General features: G+C 73.4%; 13 protein-coding genes. 5 read left to right on the forward strand and 8 right to left on the reverse strand.

Annotation, left to right across the window (positions count from 1 at the left end):
• Positions 1–106 precede the first annotated feature (106 nt).
• Positions 107–691: a hypothetical protein gene (locus CRP49_RS29930; protein ID WP_179851792.1), complete on the forward strand. Its 585-nt coding sequence runs from the start codon at positions 107–109 to the stop codon at positions 689–691.
• Positions 692–789: 98 nt separating this feature from the next.
• On the opposite strand, the gene CRP49_RS29935 is transcribed toward CRP49_RS29930, so the two are convergent.
• On the reverse strand, positions 790–2,766 hold the full coding sequence (locus CRP49_RS29935; RefSeq protein WP_097256149.1) for a HEAT repeat domain-containing protein: 1,977 nt from the start codon (positions 2,764–2,766) through the stop codon (positions 790–792).
• Positions 2,767–2,910: 144 nt separating this feature from the next.
• Complete coding sequence (locus CRP49_RS29940) at positions 2,911–4,572, reverse strand: DNA alkylation response protein (protein WP_097256150.1); 1,662 nt, start codon at positions 4,570–4,572, stop codon at positions 2,911–2,913.
• A gap of 71 nt (positions 4,573–4,643) precedes the next feature.
• Between CRP49_RS29940 and CRP49_RS29945 the strand changes: the two genes are divergently transcribed.
• Entirely contained in the window at positions 4,644–5,402 is a 759-nt protein-coding gene (locus CRP49_RS29945; RefSeq protein WP_097256151.1) for a PaaX family transcriptional regulator C-terminal domain-containing protein, read from the forward strand.
• Between the two features lie 131 nt (positions 5,403–5,533).
• On the opposite strand, the gene CRP49_RS29950 is transcribed toward CRP49_RS29945, so the two are convergent.
• The gene (locus CRP49_RS29950) at positions 5,534–6,337 is read right to left on the reverse strand and encodes a pectate lyase (protein WP_097256152.1); all 804 of its coding nucleotides are present in this window, start codon (positions 6,335–6,337) and stop codon (positions 5,534–5,536) included.
• Between the two features lie 32 nt (positions 6,338–6,369).
• Positions 6,370–7,230 carry a polysaccharide lyase family 1 protein gene (locus tag CRP49_RS29955; protein WP_257033526.1) on the reverse strand — a complete coding sequence of 287 codons (861 nt, stop codon included), beginning with the start codon at positions 7,228–7,230 and terminating at the stop codon, positions 6,370–6,372.
• Between the two features lie 286 nt (positions 7,231–7,516).
• On the opposite strand from CRP49_RS29955, the gene CRP49_RS29960 reads away from it, so the two are divergent.
• The gene (locus CRP49_RS29960; RefSeq protein WP_101372746.1) at positions 7,517–8,842 is read left to right on the forward strand and encodes a PHB depolymerase family esterase; all 1,326 of its coding nucleotides are present in this window, start codon (positions 7,517–7,519) and stop codon (positions 8,840–8,842) included.
• Between the two features lie 23 nt (positions 8,843–8,865).
• Positions 8,866–10,191, forward strand: coding sequence for an SGNH/GDSL hydrolase family protein (locus CRP49_RS29965; protein ID WP_097256154.1), 1,326 nt, complete (start codon positions 8,866–8,868; stop codon positions 10,189–10,191).
• A gap of 10 nt (positions 10,192–10,201) precedes the next feature.
• Here CRP49_RS29965 and CRP49_RS29970 read toward each other — a convergent pair whose 3' ends face one another.
• The gene (locus tag CRP49_RS29970) at positions 10,202–10,612 is read right to left on the reverse strand and encodes an STAS domain-containing protein (RefSeq protein ID WP_373560374.1); all 411 of its coding nucleotides are present in this window, start codon (positions 10,610–10,612) and stop codon (positions 10,202–10,204) included.
• A gap of 15 nt (positions 10,613–10,627) precedes the next feature.
• Positions 10,628–10,813, reverse strand: coding sequence for a hypothetical protein (locus CRP49_RS29975; RefSeq protein WP_097256155.1), 186 nt, complete (start codon positions 10,811–10,813; stop codon positions 10,628–10,630).
• A 138-nt stretch (positions 10,814–10,951) separates the two neighbouring features.
• On the opposite strand from CRP49_RS29975, the gene CRP49_RS29980 reads away from it, so the two are divergent.
• Positions 10,952–13,813 carry a hypothetical protein gene (locus CRP49_RS29980; RefSeq protein WP_143670034.1) on the forward strand — a complete coding sequence of 954 codons (2,862 nt, stop codon included), beginning with the start codon at positions 10,952–10,954 and terminating at the stop codon, positions 13,811–13,813.
• Here the strand turns inward: CRP49_RS29980 and CRP49_RS29985 are convergent.
• Both CRP49_RS29985 and CRP49_RS29990 read right to left on the reverse strand, forming a co-directional pair.
• On the reverse strand, positions 13,766–15,121 hold the full coding sequence (locus CRP49_RS29985) for a nucleobase:cation symporter-2 family protein (RefSeq protein ID WP_097256157.1): 1,356 nt from the start codon (positions 15,119–15,121) through the stop codon (positions 13,766–13,768). The two genes, CRP49_RS29980 and CRP49_RS29985, sit on opposite strands and share 48 nt — an antisense overlap.
• 135 nt (positions 15,122–15,256) lie before the next feature.
• Positions 15,257–16,600 (reverse strand): FAD-dependent oxidoreductase, encoded by a 1,344-nt coding sequence (locus CRP49_RS29990; RefSeq protein WP_097256158.1) that lies wholly within the window; start codon positions 16,598–16,600, stop codon positions 15,257–15,259.
• Positions 16,601–16,761: the final 161 nt, after the last annotated feature.

The following is a 16,761-nucleotide window of genomic DNA, read 5'->3' on the forward strand; positions in this document are numbered from 1 at the left end:
AGGGGGTGTCTCGTGCGACCGTCGGGGTGACGGCTCGTCGTGAGCAACGGGGCGGCCCTGCCCGTATGGGAGGTCGGTCCGGCCTGTCGGTGCGCTCGTGAGGAGGATGCCTTTGAAGGCGTTCCGTGGTCCCAAGGTGTGGCTGTGGCGCTGGCGGCGCAATCCGCTCAGGCGCCGGGCCGACGTGGTGGAGGCCTGGGTGGTGCTCGCCGCCTGGCTGCTGACCGTACTGGTCGGGGTGCTGGCCGGGCTCACGGCGGCCCGTTCGGTGGAGCACGGACTGGCCCGGGAGCGCGCCGCCTGGCATCCCGCCGTCGCCCGTGTCGTCGCCAAGGCTCCGGGCAGCGCCACCTCCGCGGGCGGCGGCGAGCGGGTCTGGGCCGAGGTCCGCTGGACCGTCGCCGACGGCTCGGCCCACACCGGCCAGGCCCGGGTCGCGCCGGGCAGCAAGGCCGGGACCCCGGTCACCGTGTGGACCGACCCGCAGGGGCACCTGGTCACCCGCCCCACCACCGCCTCCGAAGCCACCTTCCGGGCCACCTTGATAGGCGGCCTGGTGGGAGCGAGCGCCGCCGCCGTCCCCTTCATCGGCGGCCTCGTGCTACGCGGCCGTCTGGAGCGCCGCCGCATGAACCACTGGGACGCGGAGTGGGCCCGACTGGGGCCGCAGTGGGGCCGGATGACCGGATGACCGCCCTGGGGTCTGTCTGACAGTTACCGTTCCCGCCTGCCCCGCGACGCGTGCCAGACAGGCTCGGACAGGCCCTGGCCACCCGGCGCGCGCCGCGCCTACAGCCCCGACAGCACCTCCCCGCACGTCCTGAGCAGCGCCTCGTCCACGGCGATGTCATGGCTGCCGTAGCCGCCCTCGCGGGCCGTGTGACGCCGTGGGGCGGTCAGTTCGGTCGTCACCAGGTCCCGTAGCGGTGCGGCCGCCGGGCCCATCGCGGTGAGGCACCGGGCGATCGGGCCGCGGGTGCGGGGGCTCTCCGACCAGGCGGCCCGGAACACCGGCAGCACGGGTTCCGGGTCCCGGCCGATGTGCCACAGCGCGCACGCGGCCGATGTCCGCTCCCGCGCCTGCCCCGAACGGGCCGCCCGCCGCAGCTCCGGCAGGGCCGCGCGGGCGGCCGGACCCAGCCTGCCCAGCTGCCGGGCGGCGAGCCGGCGGCTCCCCGGCTCGCCCTGCGTCAACTCCCGTAGCAGGACGGGCAGTACGACGGAGAGCCCGTCGCCCGCCGACCACAGGGCGCCCGCCGCGGCGGCCGCGTGCCGGGTGTGCAGCAGCTCCCGGAGGACCGGTGCCGCCTGCGCGGCGGCCCCGAGGGCGTCCAGCGTCTCGATGGCCGGTCCGACGAGTCTCTCCCGTGCCCCGAGGCCGTCAGGCGCCCCGGACAGGAGGCGCAGCACCTCAGGCACCGCATGCCGGTCGCCCACCGCTCTGAGCGCGGCCAGGAGAGGAGTGGCCAGTGCGTCGGCGGCGGGGGAGTCCAGGGGGACACGGGCCAGATGGTGCCGCAGCGCGGGAGCGAGGGGGACCGCGGCCGGGCCCAGGTGTGCGATCTCGTGCCCCAGGCCACCGGGCACGACCGGGCCCGCCAGTACCTGGGCCAGAACCGGGACCGCCCGTCGGTCGCCGGTCCGGGCCAGGGCCTTGAGCGGGCCGCCGAGGGCGGGCGAGCCGCGCTCCCAGCGGTGCGTCCACAGGTCGGGCCGGGCGGTCACCAGGGCGTGGAGGTCGTCCGCGGCGGGCGCGGCCAGGCCGAACAGCTCCGCCAGGACCGAGACCGCCGCGTCCCGCAACCGGTCCTGCTCCGTGTCCAGTTGGGCGCCGATCAGGGCCACGGGCCCGGCACAGTCGGCGCGCCAGCCGCGGAACAGCGCCGCCGACATGCACACGGCATTGCACCGGTCCATCGGGTCCGGGCTGGTCAACTGCCCGGTGAGCAGGGCGATCCGGTCACCGGTCCGGCCGCCGAGCGCGGTGTGCAGGGTGCGCAGCAGCTGGGCACCCTCCTCGTCCGAGGGGCGCAGCCGCCGTATCCGGCCCACGAGGGTGTCGTTCCCGGATGGCTCCGGTACCCGGGCGCGGCGCGCCGACCTGTCCCGCAGCAGCCGGACGGCCGTCGGCACCAGGTCGGCCGGGAGCAGGTCCGGGGCGCCCAGGGCGAGCTGGCCGAGCGCGGCCAGCCGCAGCCCGGGGTCGTGGGGCGGGGCGCTCTGCGCGGTCAGGAGGTCCAGCGCGGCGGCGGAGTACTCGGGGTGCCGGCGTACCAACAGGCCGAGGGCCTCCGTGAGCGCGAGCAGGACCCGGTCGTCCCGCTCGACCGGGATCCGCTGCCGTAACAGGTCCAGGGCGCGAGCCGGGCCGTCCAGGAACCGTACGACGGCTCCGGCCGCCGCCCGGCGCACCCCTGGGTCCGGATCCCCGAGGAGGGACACGAACACCTCGGAGTCCGCCCGCACCGCCTCACGCGCGCGTGCGTCCCCGCTCTCCGCACCGATGCTGACCAGCAGTTCGACGATGCAGCCCCGGTCCGGCACCGCCTCGCGGCCCGCCAGCGAGCACAGGAAGGGAACGCAGGCCAGCGTCGAGTCGTACACGTTCCCCTCGTGATACACCGTGCCGTACATGCCGTCGAGCGCGGTCTGCCGCTCGGCGGCGTCCGCGGAGGCCAGTCCCCGTAACCATCCGGGCACGTCCTCCGCGCTGCCGTACGCGTGGTGCAGCGAGGCCCAGTCGACCTCGTCGATCCCCGTGAACACGTTGTCCTCCCCAGGCGAGTGCCCCCTGATCGCGAGTCTGCACCACGGCACTGACAACGAAGCGGAGTCGCGCGCTGACTGTGTGCGATCCGTCGGCTGTCACCGGCCACCGGCGGGATCCGCCCAGGTCGCCCGGGGAGGGGCTCAGTCGCGGTCGGGCAGGGCCCGCTCCAGGATCGCGTCCAGGTCGGTTCCGGCGGGCAGCGTGCCGAACGCGTGCCCCCAGTCACCGCCCAGCCGGGTCGCGCAGAAGGCGTCCGCGACGGCGTGCGGGGCGTGCCGGACCAGCAGCGATGCCTGGAGCGCCAGGGCCATCCGCTCGACCATCCGGCGCGCGCCCACCTGGTCGGTTTCGGCCAACTGGTCCTTCAGCCCTGCCACGGCCGTGTCCAGCCGTGCGTCCGCCCCGCGCGCGAGGGCGAGTTCGGCGAACAGGGCCTCGGCCGTGTCCGGTTCCCGACCCAGGGCGCGCAGCACGTCGAGCGCGTTGACGTTCCCCGAGCCCTCCCAGATCGACAGCAGCGGGGCCTCCCGGTAGTGGCGGGGCATGCCGGACTCCTCGACGTACCCGTTGCCGCCCAGGCACTCCAGGGCCTCCGCGGTGAACGCCGGGCCCCGCTTGGTGACCCAGTACTTGCCGACGGCGGTGGCGATCCGCCGGAAGGGGCGCTCCCCGGCGTCCCCGCGCACCGCCCGGTCCGCCGCACCGGCGAGCCGCAGGGTGAGCGTCGTCGCCGCCTCCGACTCCAGCGCCAGGTCGGCCAGGACGTTGCGCATCAGCGGCTGGTCGAACAGCCGGGCCCCGAACGCGCCGCGGTGGCGCGCGTGGTGGCCCGCCTCGACGAGCGTCTTGCGCATCAGGGTCGCCGAGGACATGACGCAGTCCAGGCGGGTGCAGTTGACCATCTCGATGATGGTCTTCACACCCCGCCCCTCCGGCCCGACCAGCCAGGCCACCGTCCGGTCGAACTCCGGCTCGGAGGAGGCGTTGGACCGGTTGCCGAGCTTGTCCTTGAGCCGCTGGATGCGGAAGGTGTTGCGACTGCCGTCCGGCAGGATCCGGGGCACCAGGAAGCAGGACAGGCCGCCGGGCGCCTGGGCCAGCACCAGGAACACGTCGCACATCGGCGCCGACGTGAACCACTTGTGGCCCCGCAGCGTGTACACGCCCGGCTCGTCCGTGGGCGTGGCCAGGGTGGTGTTGGTCCGGACGTCCGAGCCGCCCTGCTTCTCGGTCATGCCCATCCCGGCGAGCAGCCCGGGCTTCTCGGTGGGGACGCGCAGCTCGGGGTCGTACGCGCGGCTGGTGAGCAGCGGTTCGTAGACCTTGGCGAGGTCGGGCTGGGCGCGCAGCGCGGGGACGGCGGCGTACGTCATCGACGTCGGACAGCCGTGTCCGGCCTCCGTGTGCCCCCACACCAGTCCGCCCGCGGTGCGGGCCACATGGGCGCCGGGCCGGTCGTCCGCCCACGGCGCGCCGGCCAGGCCCTCGGCGACCGCGGTCCGCATCAGCCGGTGCCAGCTGGGGTGGAACTCGACCTCGTCGATCCGGTGGCCGTAGCGGTCGTGGGTGCGCAGCTCCGGCTCGTGCCGGTTCGCCTGCTCGCCCCACTCCTGGGCCTCCTCGCCGCCCGCGCGGAGCCCGAGCCGCCGGATGCCGTCCTCGGCCCACTCGGCACCCTCCCGGCGCAGCCCCTCCAGCAGGGCCCGGTCGTCGGAGGCGTCGTACGGGGCCAGGGGCGGGGCCTGGTTGGTGACGTCGTGGGTGGCGTACTGCTGCGGCGACTGCGCGGGAATCGAGACCATACGACCATGTTGCACTCTTCTTACGGTTGTAGCAATGATGCAACAAGGAGGCGCACGTACAGTACGTGCCCATGCGCATGAACGTGTCAGCGGAGGCGGGTGAGGCCGCCGGCCTGCGGCCGCTGTCCGCGCGGTCGGTGGTGCTGAGCCTGCTGCTGGGCGCGCACCCGCCCGAGCTGCCGGTGAAGGACCTGGTCCGGCTGGTGGAGCCCTTCGGCGTCGGCGGCTCCACGCTGCGGGCCGCGCTGAGCCGGATGGTGGCCGCCGGGGACCTGCGCCGCACGGACGCCGGGTACCGGCTCAGCGGCCGGCTGCTGGCCCGTCAGCGCCGCCAGGACGAGGCGCTGCGTCCCCGCACGCGCGCGTGGGGCGGCGACTGGGAGATGGTGGTGATCACGGCGACCGGCCGCGGCCCCGCCGAACGGGCCGACCTGCGCGCGCGGTTGGCCGACCTGCGCCTGGCCGAACTCCGCGAGGGCGTTTGGCTGCGCCCGGCCAACCTCGACAGGCCCCTGCCCGGCGACCTCGCGCGCGTGGCCCAGTCGTACGCAGCCCGCCCCGACGACTCCCCGCACGACCTGATGGCCCGCCTGTGGCCGCTGGACGCCTGGGCCGCCACAGCGCGCACCCTGCTGGCCCACGCTGCCGACGCCCACCACCCGGCCGACCGCCTCACCGCCTTCGCCGCGGCCGTACGACACCTGCTCACCGACCCCGTCCTCCCGCCCGCACTCCTGCCACCGGACTGGCCGGGGGAGGCCCTTCGTGCGGCCTACGCGGGCTACCAGGAGGAACTGGCCGCGTCGGTGGGGCTGCGCGGGGATCGCTGAGCGCGATCTCGGCAAGGTCGGCCCTGCGGGCGCGGCTGGCGACGGAGGCGTACGCCACCCCCAAGGCGTGACCGCCCTGGCACACAGGGCCTGAGGGTCGCCGTCCGCACCGGACGACGACCCCCGGGTGCCTACTTGTAGGTGATGTCCGACGACGCGTACTTGCAGTAAGTCCCGTCAGGACCCGAGCCGTTGGTGGTCGGTTCCTTGCCGGTGTTGTTGCCGATGTACTTCTGGCACGGAACGATCTTCTTGCTGGAGTCGCCGACGATGGTGATGTTCTTCAGGGTCGCGCTGTCGCCGTAGTTGGTGTTGATGCCGACGAGCTTGTTGCCCTTGTAGGTCGCCTCGATGGAGTTGAGGTTGATCGTGCGCTTGTACTGCGTCTTGCAGTTGCCGCACGAGCGGGCGAAGGTGCCGAAGTTCTGCACCGCGAAGGTGGAGACGTTCAGCGTTCCGGCGCCGTTGAACTGGAACACCTTGTCGCTGGCCTCCTTCGCCCCGCCGCCGCTGACGGTGTAGACGTTGGAGGACGAGGAGCCGAGGAAGGTGGCCGCGTCCTCGCCGACGTCCTCCCACCAGACGTTCTGCAGTGTGCAGCTGCCGAGGCAGTGGATGCCGTCGGCGGCCGGGGCGCCGATGATGACGTTCTTCAGGACCGCGCCGGGGGCGAGTTCGAGGAGCGGATCCTGGTCCTCGTTCTGGCCGCCGGTGCCGAGGTCCCCGGAGCCGTAGAGGCGCTTCATCCCGTAGTCCTTGGTGCCGGAGACCGGGATGGTGGCGGTGACCGCCTGACTGCCGTTGGCCGTGGGCCAGGTCGCGGCGTTCGCGGTGGCTCCATCGGTCATGATCATGCCAACCGAGAGGGTGAGGGCGGCGAGTCCGCCCAGCAGGGCGCGCACGGATCCGGTGCGCGAGGGTGCTCGTGAGGTCATGTCCCGAATGCCTTCCTCCGAGTGGGGGGTGGTCAGATCCGTCCGGCGCCCGCGCCGGCCGTCACCGAGGTCACGACGGTGGACGCGGGCTCGGCGGTGTAGCCGTAGGGCGGGCTGGTGAAGGTGCCGGTGCGCGAGGCCTCGGTCGCGGCTCCGCCGAGGTCGTTGCCGCGCAGGTTGGCGTAGCCGTCCACGTCGCTGTCCCGGCTGGTGGTGACGGCGACCTGGGTGTCGCGGAAGACGTTGTTCTCGACCAGCATCTGCGCGCCCATCCGCGAGTGCACGGCGGTCTCGGCGCCGACGACGTAGTTGTCGTAGAAGTGCCCGGTGCCGAAACGCAGGCTCGGGATGCGGGAGTTGACGTTGTCGAACCAGTTGTGGTGGTACGTCACCCGCAGATGCCCGGTGTCCTCGCTCGCGTTGTTGTCGCTGTGGCCGACGAGCGAGCCCTTGTAGTGGTCCTTGAAGGTGTTCCAGGAGACGGTCACGTAGTCGGACGCGTGCGTGATGTCGACCAGGCCGTCGTAGTAGTCCTTGCCGTGATCGCGGTCCGAGGACAGGGAGTTGTGGTCGATCCACACCTTCGTCGAGCCCTGCACGGTGATCGCGTCGGTCTTGACGGCCTTGCTGATGTTCAGGTTGCGGATGACGACGTTGGTGACCTTCTTCAGGCGCAGTCCGCCGCCGGTGAAGCCGGAGGACGAACCGACACCCAGAACCGTGGTGTTGGAGCCGATGTCGACCTGACCGCTCAGCGAGATCAGGCCGTTGACCTTCACCACCTTCACCGAACCGCCGCCCACGGCCGCCTTGAAGGCGTCCAGGGTGGAGACGGTCACCGCCGTGGCGCTGCCGCCGGCGGCAGCCGGCCCGATGAGTCGTTGTGTTCGCATGCGGGTGCGTCCCTTCCAGTGGGGGTTGTGTACGTGAACGACGTACGCCATCTGGAACGCCTGTGGGGGTGTAGTGACTGGTCGAGGTTGATTCCCGAACCTCTCGGTCACGCTGATGAACGGACCGTAGGGGGCAAGCGCTTTCTAGTCAACGCCTCGCGCACGGCTGTTTTCGGTCCGTGGGCAAGTGTGTGGGAGCGCTTCCATAGAGCGCATGTCCATGCCACGATGCCGGAAGTTCCCCCGCACGACGCCGCACGAGCCGCGATCAGAAGGGACGAACGACGTGCCCCCCACAGCCGGCGACACCCCCAACCGCCAGAGAACACCGCTGCGTTCGGCGCTGCTCGCACTCCTCGGTGCGCTGCTGCCCCTGCTCGCGGCACTGACCCTGGCCGCACCCCCGGCCGCCGCCCGCACCGAGGCCGTCCCCACGGCCACCCTCACCGAGGTCACCGGCTTCGGCGACAACCCCAGCAACCTGCAGATGTACGTGTACGTCCCGAGCGGCGTCACCGCGCATCCGGCGGTCGTGGTGGCCGCCCACTACTGCACGGGCTCGGGGCCGGCGATGTACTCCGGCACGGAGTGGGCCTCCCTGGCCGACCAGTACGGGTTCGTCGTCGTGTACCCGTCGGTGACCCGCGCCAGCAAGTGCTTCGACGTCTCCTCGCCGCAGGCGCTGCGCCGCGGCGGCGGCAGCGACCCGGTCGGCATCAGGTCCATGGTCGACTGGGTGACCCGCACCTACGCGGCCGACACCGGCCGGATCTTCGTCACCGGCATCTCCTCCGGCGCGATGATGACGAACGTCCTGCTCGGCGACTACCCCGACGTGTTCGCCGCGGGCGCCGCCTTCTCCGGCGTGCCCTTCGGCTGCTTCGCCACCACCGACGGCTCCGAGTGGAACAGCGCCTGCTCCGGCGGCACCGTCACCCACACCCCGCGGGAGTGGGGCGACCTGGTGCGCGCCGCCTACCCCGGATACACCGGCCCCCGGCCGCGCATGCAGCTGTGGCACGGCACCGCCGACGACACGCTGCGGTACCCCAACTTCGGCGAGGAGACCAAACAGTGGACCGACGTGCTCGGCGTCGGCCAGACCCCCGCCGCCACCGACTCACCCCAGTCCGGCTGGACCCGCACCCGCTACGGCGGCACCGGTGACCAGGCACCCGTCGAGGCGATCAGCCTCCAGGGCGTGGGGCACAACCTCTACTCCTACGGCATGGCCTCCCGCGCCCTCGCCTTCTTCGGTCTCGGCGGCGACGGCCCCGCGCCCCAACCTCCCGCCGGCGCCTGCAAGGTGACGGTCACCACCAACGCCTGGAACACCGGCCTGACCGCCTCCGTCACCATCACCAACACCGGCACGACGACGATCAGCGGCTGGAAACTGGGCTTCACCCTGCCGGCCGGCCAGACGATCACCAGTGGCTGGAACGCTTCGTACAGCCCGTCCTCCGGTGCGGTGACGGCGGCCGACGTCTCGTACAACGGCACGCTCGCGCCGAACGCGAGCGTCGGTATCGGCTACCAGGCCACCCACACCGGCAACAGTGCGGCACCCACCGCCTACACGCTCAACGGTACGGAATGCACGGTCAGTTGACGCAACCACAGAGAAGGGCGCCCGTGAAGCCACCCAGCAGAGCCCCGATCGCCACCCTGCTCACCACCTGTGTCCTCGTGCTCACCCTGGTCGTGACGTCCTCGGCGCTCACGGCACTGCTGGACAGGTCCGACTCGGCCCGGCCCATGGCCACTTCGGCCGCGGGCCGGCACTGGGTGAACACCTGGACCGGGATGCCCCAGCTGACCGAGCCGGCGAACCTGCCGCCCGCGCCCTTCACCGGTGACAAGTCGGTGCTGACCGACACCACACTGCGGCAGACCGTCCGCGTCACCACCGGCGGCCACCGCATCCGGCTGCGGTTCTCCAACGCCTACGGCGACACCCCGCTGCCGCTGACCGCCGTGACCGTGGCGCTGCCGAGCGGCGGACAGGCCGGCGTCAGCGCGATCGAGCCGGACAGCCTGCGACGGGTCACCTTCGCCGGGCGGGACGCGGCCACCGTCCCCGTCGGTGCCCAACTGGTCTCGGACCCGCTCGACTTCGACCTGCGCGCCGGATCCGACCTGACCGTGACGGCGTACACCGCCGAGGGCCAGCCGTCGCTGGCGCTCACCTCGCACCCCGGCTCGCGCACCACCTCGTACCTGCTGCACGGCGACCACACCCGGGACGACGACCTCCCGGACGCGACCCCGGTCAACCACTGGTATCTGCTCAGCGACGTCGAGGTGCTCTCGCCCGGCGCCACCGAGGCGGTGGCCGTCGTGGGCGACTCGCTCACCGACGGCCGCGGGTCCACCACCAACGGCAACGACCGCTGGCCGGACCAGCTCTTCGACCGGCTCCGGACCCGCGCCGCCACCTCGGACATCGCCGTCCTCAACCAGGCCGCCGGCGGCAACCGCGTCCTCAACGACGGGCTCGGCCCCAACGTCCTGGCCCGCCTCGACCGTGACGTCCTGTCCCGCAGCGGGGTCTCCTGGCTGATCCTCTTCGAGGGCGTGAACGACATCGGCACCGCCGCCGCCACCCCCGAGGCCCAGCGCGCCGTCACCGACGACCTGATCGCCGGGTACCGGCAGATCGTGGTCCGCGCCCACGCCCAGGGCATCCGCGTCTACGGCGCGACCCTGACGCCGTTCGGGGGCAACACCCCCTACGACGACCCGGCGGGGGAGCGGGAGGCGTCCCGGCAGCGCGTGAACACCTGGATCCGCACCCCCGGCCACTTCGACGCGGTGATCGACTTCGACCGGGCGGTAAGGGACCCGGCCCAGCCGAGCCGACTGCTGCCCGACCTGCAGGTCGGGGACGGGCTGCATCTCAACCCGAAGGGGTACGGGGTGCTGGCGGGGACGGTTCCCGAGAGGTTGTTCCGGCGGTGAGGTGAGCGGCTCAGCCGGCCGGGGCGGCGGTCCTGGCGGTGCTGTGGTCCAGGGCCGGTCCGGACAGGGACTCCTCCGCCTCCAGGGCCGTCGGGTGGATCGGGAAGATCCTGTCCAGCCGCGTGATGCGGAAGTGCTTCCGGACCTGCCCCTGGGTTCCGCTCAGGGCCAAGTGGCCGCCGTGCGCGCGCAGACGCTTGAGAGCGCCGACGAGGACCCCGCTTCCGGGGCTTTCGATGAAGTCGACCTCCCGCATGTCGATGGCCAGCAGGAAGCGCCCGTCGTTGATCAGGCCGACCAGGACCTCCCGCAGGGTCACGCATGTGTACACATCCAATTCGCCCGCAAGCGTCACCACGGTGACCGAGGCGGAGACGTGCTCGTACACGATGCTCAGGCGGCCGTCGACGATCGGTTCCACGGGCTACTCCCTGTCTCACAGCGACATGACCAACGTACGTGTCCAGGCGATGAGCTGGCGCACGATTCGCTCGGTCCGTGCGCCTCCGTTCCGGAGGAACGGCAGCACGACGAGCGCCGGCAGACAGGCGAGTGTGGCCAGCAGCAGGGGCAGCACCAGCAGGGCGCGCAGGGCGGCCGACGGAACGGGAAAGGGGATCAACGGAGCCTCCACGAGCGGGAATCGCGGCGCCGACTGGACGGGGCGCCGTCGTTGATCAGAGGATGGCTGCCTGTGAGCGGTCGACGACCGGTGGCGACGAGAGGCCCCCGGGACACCGCCCGGACGGGGAACGGGGCGATGAGTAGCGACGAGAGCGGCGGCGCAGGACGCAAACCCCGCCCGGTGGCGCCGCCGCGGCTGCCGCCGGGAGCGTTGCGGGAGTTCAAGCGGTATCTGTACCGCCTGTACCTGTCCGCCGGCACGCCCAGCCTGGAGCGGATCGCGGACACGGCCGCCCTCGACGACTCCCTGCCCGGCGCCCCGAGCCGGGACACCGTGGGGCGGCTCCTCACCGGTGCGAAACTCCCCGGCCTGCACGACGCCGAGTCGGTCGCCGCGGTGCTGGCCCGCCTCATGGACCGCGACCCGGCCGAAACGGTCGTACGGATACGGGAGTTGTGGATCGAGGCGAAGGAGCGCCCCGGGCCGCCCCCGCGCACCGCCGAGGCGTGGGGCGCCGCCCGGCTCGGCGTGCACCACGCGGTGGACGTGGACGGCGCCGGCTTCGACCGGCTCACCCCGTACATCGAGCGGACCCACGACGAGACGGTGCGCGAGCGCCTGCGGTGTGCCAGGGGCGGCGAGGCGGTACTGGCCGTGCTCGTCGGCCAGTCGTCGACCGGCAAGACCCGGTCGGCCTTCGAGGCCGTGCGCATCGAACTGCCGGACTGGCCCGTCCTGTTCCCGTCCGGTCCGCGCGAACTCCTCGACTGGATCGCGGGCGACGCGGTGGACGCCGGATCGGTGATCTGGCTGAACGAGACACAGCGCTACCTGACCGGACCCGCCGGCGAGGACGTGGCCGAGTCCCTGGCCGGCCTCCTCGGCCGGACGGCCCCACTCGCCGTCCTCGGCAGCATGTGGCCCGAGTACGCGCGCCGTATCGCGGCCCCGGGCGGCGACGACCACTTCCACGCCCGTGCCCTGCTGCGCGCCCACCACGCCGAGATCCTCGTCCCGGACCACCTCGGCGGCAGCCTGGGCCGGGCCAGGAAGGCGGCCGCGCACGACCCGCGGCTGCGGGCGGCGCTGGCGGCGGCCGGTGAACCGGCGCGGGTCATCCAGCAGTTGACCGGTGGTCCGGAGCTGGTACGGCGGTACGAGATGGGACCGGGCAACGCCTTCTCCGAGATCGAGCACGCGATCGTCACGGCGGCCGTCGACGCGCGGCGCCTCGGCCACGCGGCCGCGCTGTCGCCCGAACTGCTCGCGGCGGCCGTCGTCGGCTATCTCCCGTCCACGGCCCGCGTCACCGGGGACAGCGAGTGGTTCGCGGCCGCCGTCCACGCGCTCAGCTCCGCCGACGGCGGACGGCTGCCCGCCCTGGTCCCCGACCGGGTCGCACCCGGCGTGGGCGCCGCCGACGGCTACCACCCCGCCGACTACCTCGACCAGAGCGTGCGCCGCGCCCGCGCCCACCTCGCCCCGCCCGCCGAACTGTGGGAGGCGGCCGAGGCCCACTGCCGTACCCCGGACGACCTGTACGCCATGGGCGGGGAGGCGCGTGCGCGCTGCCGCCACGGACACGCGCTACGGCTCTACCGGCGTGCCCTCGACCGGGGAGCCGACGCACGGCCCGCGCTGGCGCTGCTGTGGGAGGAGGCCGGCGACCGGGCGGCGGCGGAGTCGGTGGCCGCGGACAGCGGGTGGGCCTGGGCCGTGCTGGCCGGGGTGCGCGAGGGCCATGACGACGGCGCCGGAGCACTGCGGGCCCATGAACGGGCAGCGTTGGCGGGCGAGCCCTCGGCGTGGGACTTCCTCGCCCGGCTGCGCGAGTACGTCGGTGACCGGGCGGGCGCCGAGGAAGCCGCCGTGGCCGCGGCGGAGCAGGGGCATACCCGGCCGTGGCTGGCGCTGGCCCGGCGGCGTGAGCGGACGGGCGACGAGGCCGGCGCGCTCGCGGCGTACACCCGTGCGGTGGCGGCCGGGGACCCCTGGGGCTGGATGGGCAGAGCGCGGTGGTACGACAGGACGGGACGCGACGCCGAAGCCGAGACCGCCTATCTGGAGGCCGCCGACGCGGGTGTCCCCACGGCCTGGTCCTCCCTGGTGCACCTCCGGTGGCGGGCCGGGGACCGGAAAGGCGCGGAAGCCGCGGCCACGCGGGCTGCCGAACTCGGGAACGCGGAGGGGTGGAGCGCACTGATGCGGTACCACCGGCAGCGGGGCGAGACCGCCGCGGCCGAGCACGCCTGCCGGCTGGCCGCCGCGGCCGGGTCGACCGGCGCGCTCGCCCATCTGGCGCTGCTCAGGGAGGAGAGCGGGGACATCGAGGGCGCCGAGGAGGCCGCCGTACGGGCCGCGCGGTCCGGCCACGCCGAGGCCTGGTGGACCCTGGCCCGGGTACGGGAGGAAGCGGGCCGGAGCGCGTCGGCCGACCTCGCGGCGGCCCGGGCCGCCCGGGCCGGGGACACCGAGGCGTGGACCGCGCTCGCCCGGATCCGGGAGCGGACCGGCGACACCGAAGGAGCCGAACGCGCCGCCGAGGAGGCCGCCGAGCACGGTTCCGCGGACACCTGGGCCACGCTCGCCCGGATCCGGGAGCGTGCGGGCGACCGGGAGGGCTCCCTGCGTGCCGCCGGGGCGGCCGTCGCCGCGGGCGGCTCCGGAGTCTGGTCCGCTCTGGGGCAGGTCAGGGAGGACCGCGGCGACGGGCCGGGCGCCGAGGTGGCCTACCGCGCGGCGACCGGCGCGGGCGACACGGCCGCGTGGACCGCGCTGGGCCGCCTGCACGAAGAGGCCGGTGACCGGCGGCGCGCGGAGCGGTGCTACCGCACGGGCGTCGACGCCGGCGACTCCGAGGCCTGGGAGGGCCTGTTGCGCGTCACCGGCGGCGACCCGCCGCCACTTCACGGACGGTTCGGGCTGGATGCGGCGGGCGGCTTCGCCGAGTCACTGTCCGGCGACGGACAGGCCGTCCGCCTCGGCGACGGCGGCTGAACCGGCCTTCCCCGGCAGATGGTTGAACAGCAGGTTCAGTGCGATGGCCGTCAGACACCCCGCGCTGATCCCGCTGTTCATCACCGTCTGGAACCAGTCCGGGAACTTCGCGTACACCGTGGGCACGCCCACCGGCAGCATGCCGACCGCCACCGAAACGGCCACCACCGTCAGGTTGTTGTTGCCCTTGAAGTCGACGCGGGCCAGCGTCCGCAGCCCGCTCGCCGCGACCGTCCCGAACATCACCAGGCCCGCCCCGCCGAGCACCGGCGCGGGGATCGCCGCGACCACCGCGCCCAGCTTGGGCAGCAGACCGAGCAGGACGAGGAGGCCGCCGGCCGCCGCGACCACCCAGCGGCTGCGCACCCGGGTCATCCCGACCAGGCCCACGTTCTGGGCGTACGCCGTGTACGGGAAGGTGTTGAACACCCCGCCGAGGACGGTCGACAGGCCGTCCGCGCGCAGCCCGTCGGCCAGCGAGCGCGGCTCGACCCGGCGGCCGGTCATCTCGCCGACCGCGATCAGGTCACCGGTCGTCTCCGTCATCGTCACCAGGGCCACCACCAGCATGGACACGATCGCGGACGCCTTGAACGTCGGAGCCCCGAAGTGGAACGGCGTGCTGATCCCCACCCAGTCCGCGTCCCCGACCCCGCCGAAGTCCGTGAACCCGAACGGCACGGCGACCGCCAGACCCACCGCGATGCCGATCAGTACGGCGATCCGGCTGAGGAAGACCGGCGCGAACCGCTGCACGCCGAGCACGACCGCCAGCACGAAGGCCGCGAGCGCCAGGTTCTTCGGCTCCCCGAAGTCCTTCGCACCGACACCGCCCGCGGCCCAGTTGCCCGCGACCGGCAGCAGCGAGACCCCGATGATCAGGATCACCGTGCCGGTGACCAGCGGCGGGAAGAAGCGCAGCAGCCGACCGAAGACCGGTGCGAGCAGCACGATCGCGAGCCCCGCGACGATGACCGAGCCGTAGATCGCGGGCAGTCCGCCGCCCGTCGTCCCGATGAGCACCATCGGCGACACGGCCGCGAACGTGCAGCCCTGCATGATCGGCAGCCGGACCCCGAACCGCCAGAACCCGACGCACTGGATCAGCGTGGCGATGCCGCACACCAGCAGATCGGCGGTGATCAGATACGCCAGGTCGGCGGGCGACAGCTTCATCGCACCGCCCACGATCAGCGGCACCGCGACGGCGCCCGCGTACATCGCGAGCACATGCTGCAGCCCGAAGGCCGCCAGCCGGCCCACCGGTGGTATCTCGTCGACGGGGTGCACTTCTGCGGTCGTGGCCATGGGGACTCCAGAGCGGCGGGTGGGGAGTGACATCCGAACAGCACGAGACCGTAAGGTCCTTGAACAGTTTGTTGATGTCGAGGGTGTTGCCGGTGTGTGTCATGCCCACCTGGGAGCCGCCGACTCCGACCGGGACTAGGCCGACCGCGCAGCCCCCAGCAGCGCGTCCCAGTCGGCCAGCTTGACCACGCTCCGGCCGAGCCGTGCGCCCAGCGCGGCCTCGGCGCGCTCGATCGCCTGCCACCCCGCCCACGGCACCGGTTCGACACCCGCCGCGCGCAGCGCCTCCAGCGGGTTCTCCGGCACCTCCCGGCGCACGAGCGCGGCCGCGTCCGCGAGCAGGGAGGTCGCCGTCTCCTTGGCGCACGGCCGGTTGGTGCCGATGACACCGGTCGGGCCGCGCTTGATCCAGCCGGCGACGTACTCGCCCGGGGAGGCGACGCCGTCGCGCAGGACGCGGCCCTCCGCGTGCGGCACGGTGCCGGTCGCCGCATCGAACGGCAGCCCCTCCAGCGGCACCCCGCGATAGCCGACCGAGCGCAGCACCAACTGGGCCGCGACGTCCTCGTACCGGCCCGTGCCCGTGACGCCGCCGCGCCCGTCCGGTGCCGTCCGCTCGAAGCGCACGGCGCCCACCCGGCCGCCGTCGTCCGCGAGCAGTTCCACGGGCCGCAGGAAGAACCGCAGCCGTATCCGCCGGGCCGTCTGCCGGGGCGGGGCCGCCGCCCAGCCGCGCAGCGCCTCCACGTTGCGGCGCTGCACGGCGGGCAGCGCGGAGGGGTCCGCATACGCCGGGTCGAGCGCCAACTCGTCCGGATCGAGGCTGACTTCGGTGTCCGGCAGGCCGCCCAGCTCGCGCAGCTCCTTGGTGGTGAAACGGGCCTGTGAGGGGCCGCGCCGGCCGACCATGTGGACCTCGCCCACCCCGCTCGCCGCCAGCGTGTCCAGGGCCGCCTGCGGCATGTCCGTCGGGCGCAGCTCACCGGCGCCCCGCACCAGCATCCGCGTGACGTCCACGGCCACGTTGCCCACGCCGATGACCACCGCGGACCGGACCCCGCGCACGAACCCGGCGTCGGCCGCGTCCGGATGCGCGCTGTACCAGGACACGAACTCGGTCGCCGACCAGCTGCCCGGCAACTCCTCGCCGGGAATCCCGAGGTGGCGGTCGGTGGCGGCGCCCACGCAGTACACGACCGCGTGGTACAGGCTCCGCAGCCGTGCCACGGACAGCCCGCCGGATCCGCCCACCCGGACCCCGCCGAGGAACCGCACCCGGTCGTGCTCCAGCACCGTGCGCAGGTTGCCCTGCAGGGACTTGATCTTCTCGTGGTCCGGGGCGACGCCGTAGCGCACCAGCCCGTAGGGGCACGGCAGCCGGTCCAGCACGTCCACCCGCACCTCGGGATCCAGCTGGACCAGGGTCTGGGCGGTGTAACACCCGCTCGGCCCGGATCCGACGACGGCGACACGCAGCACGGCGGTACTCCTTGCCCGAAGGAGGAGGGTGTGCGGACGGCTCCAGCATGGCACCGCCGGGCCCGCAACGGCAGAGGCCGGCAGGGTGACCTCAACGAATTGTGATCATGTGGTTACCTTGCGTGTGTGCACGCGGAAAGGAGAGTCGAGCGACGCGTGGA

The organism is Streptomyces sp. Ag109_G2-15, from assembly GCF_900215565.1.
Classification (GTDB): domain Bacteria; phylum Actinomycetota; class Actinomycetes; order Streptomycetales; family Streptomycetaceae; genus Streptomyces; species Streptomyces diastatochromogenes.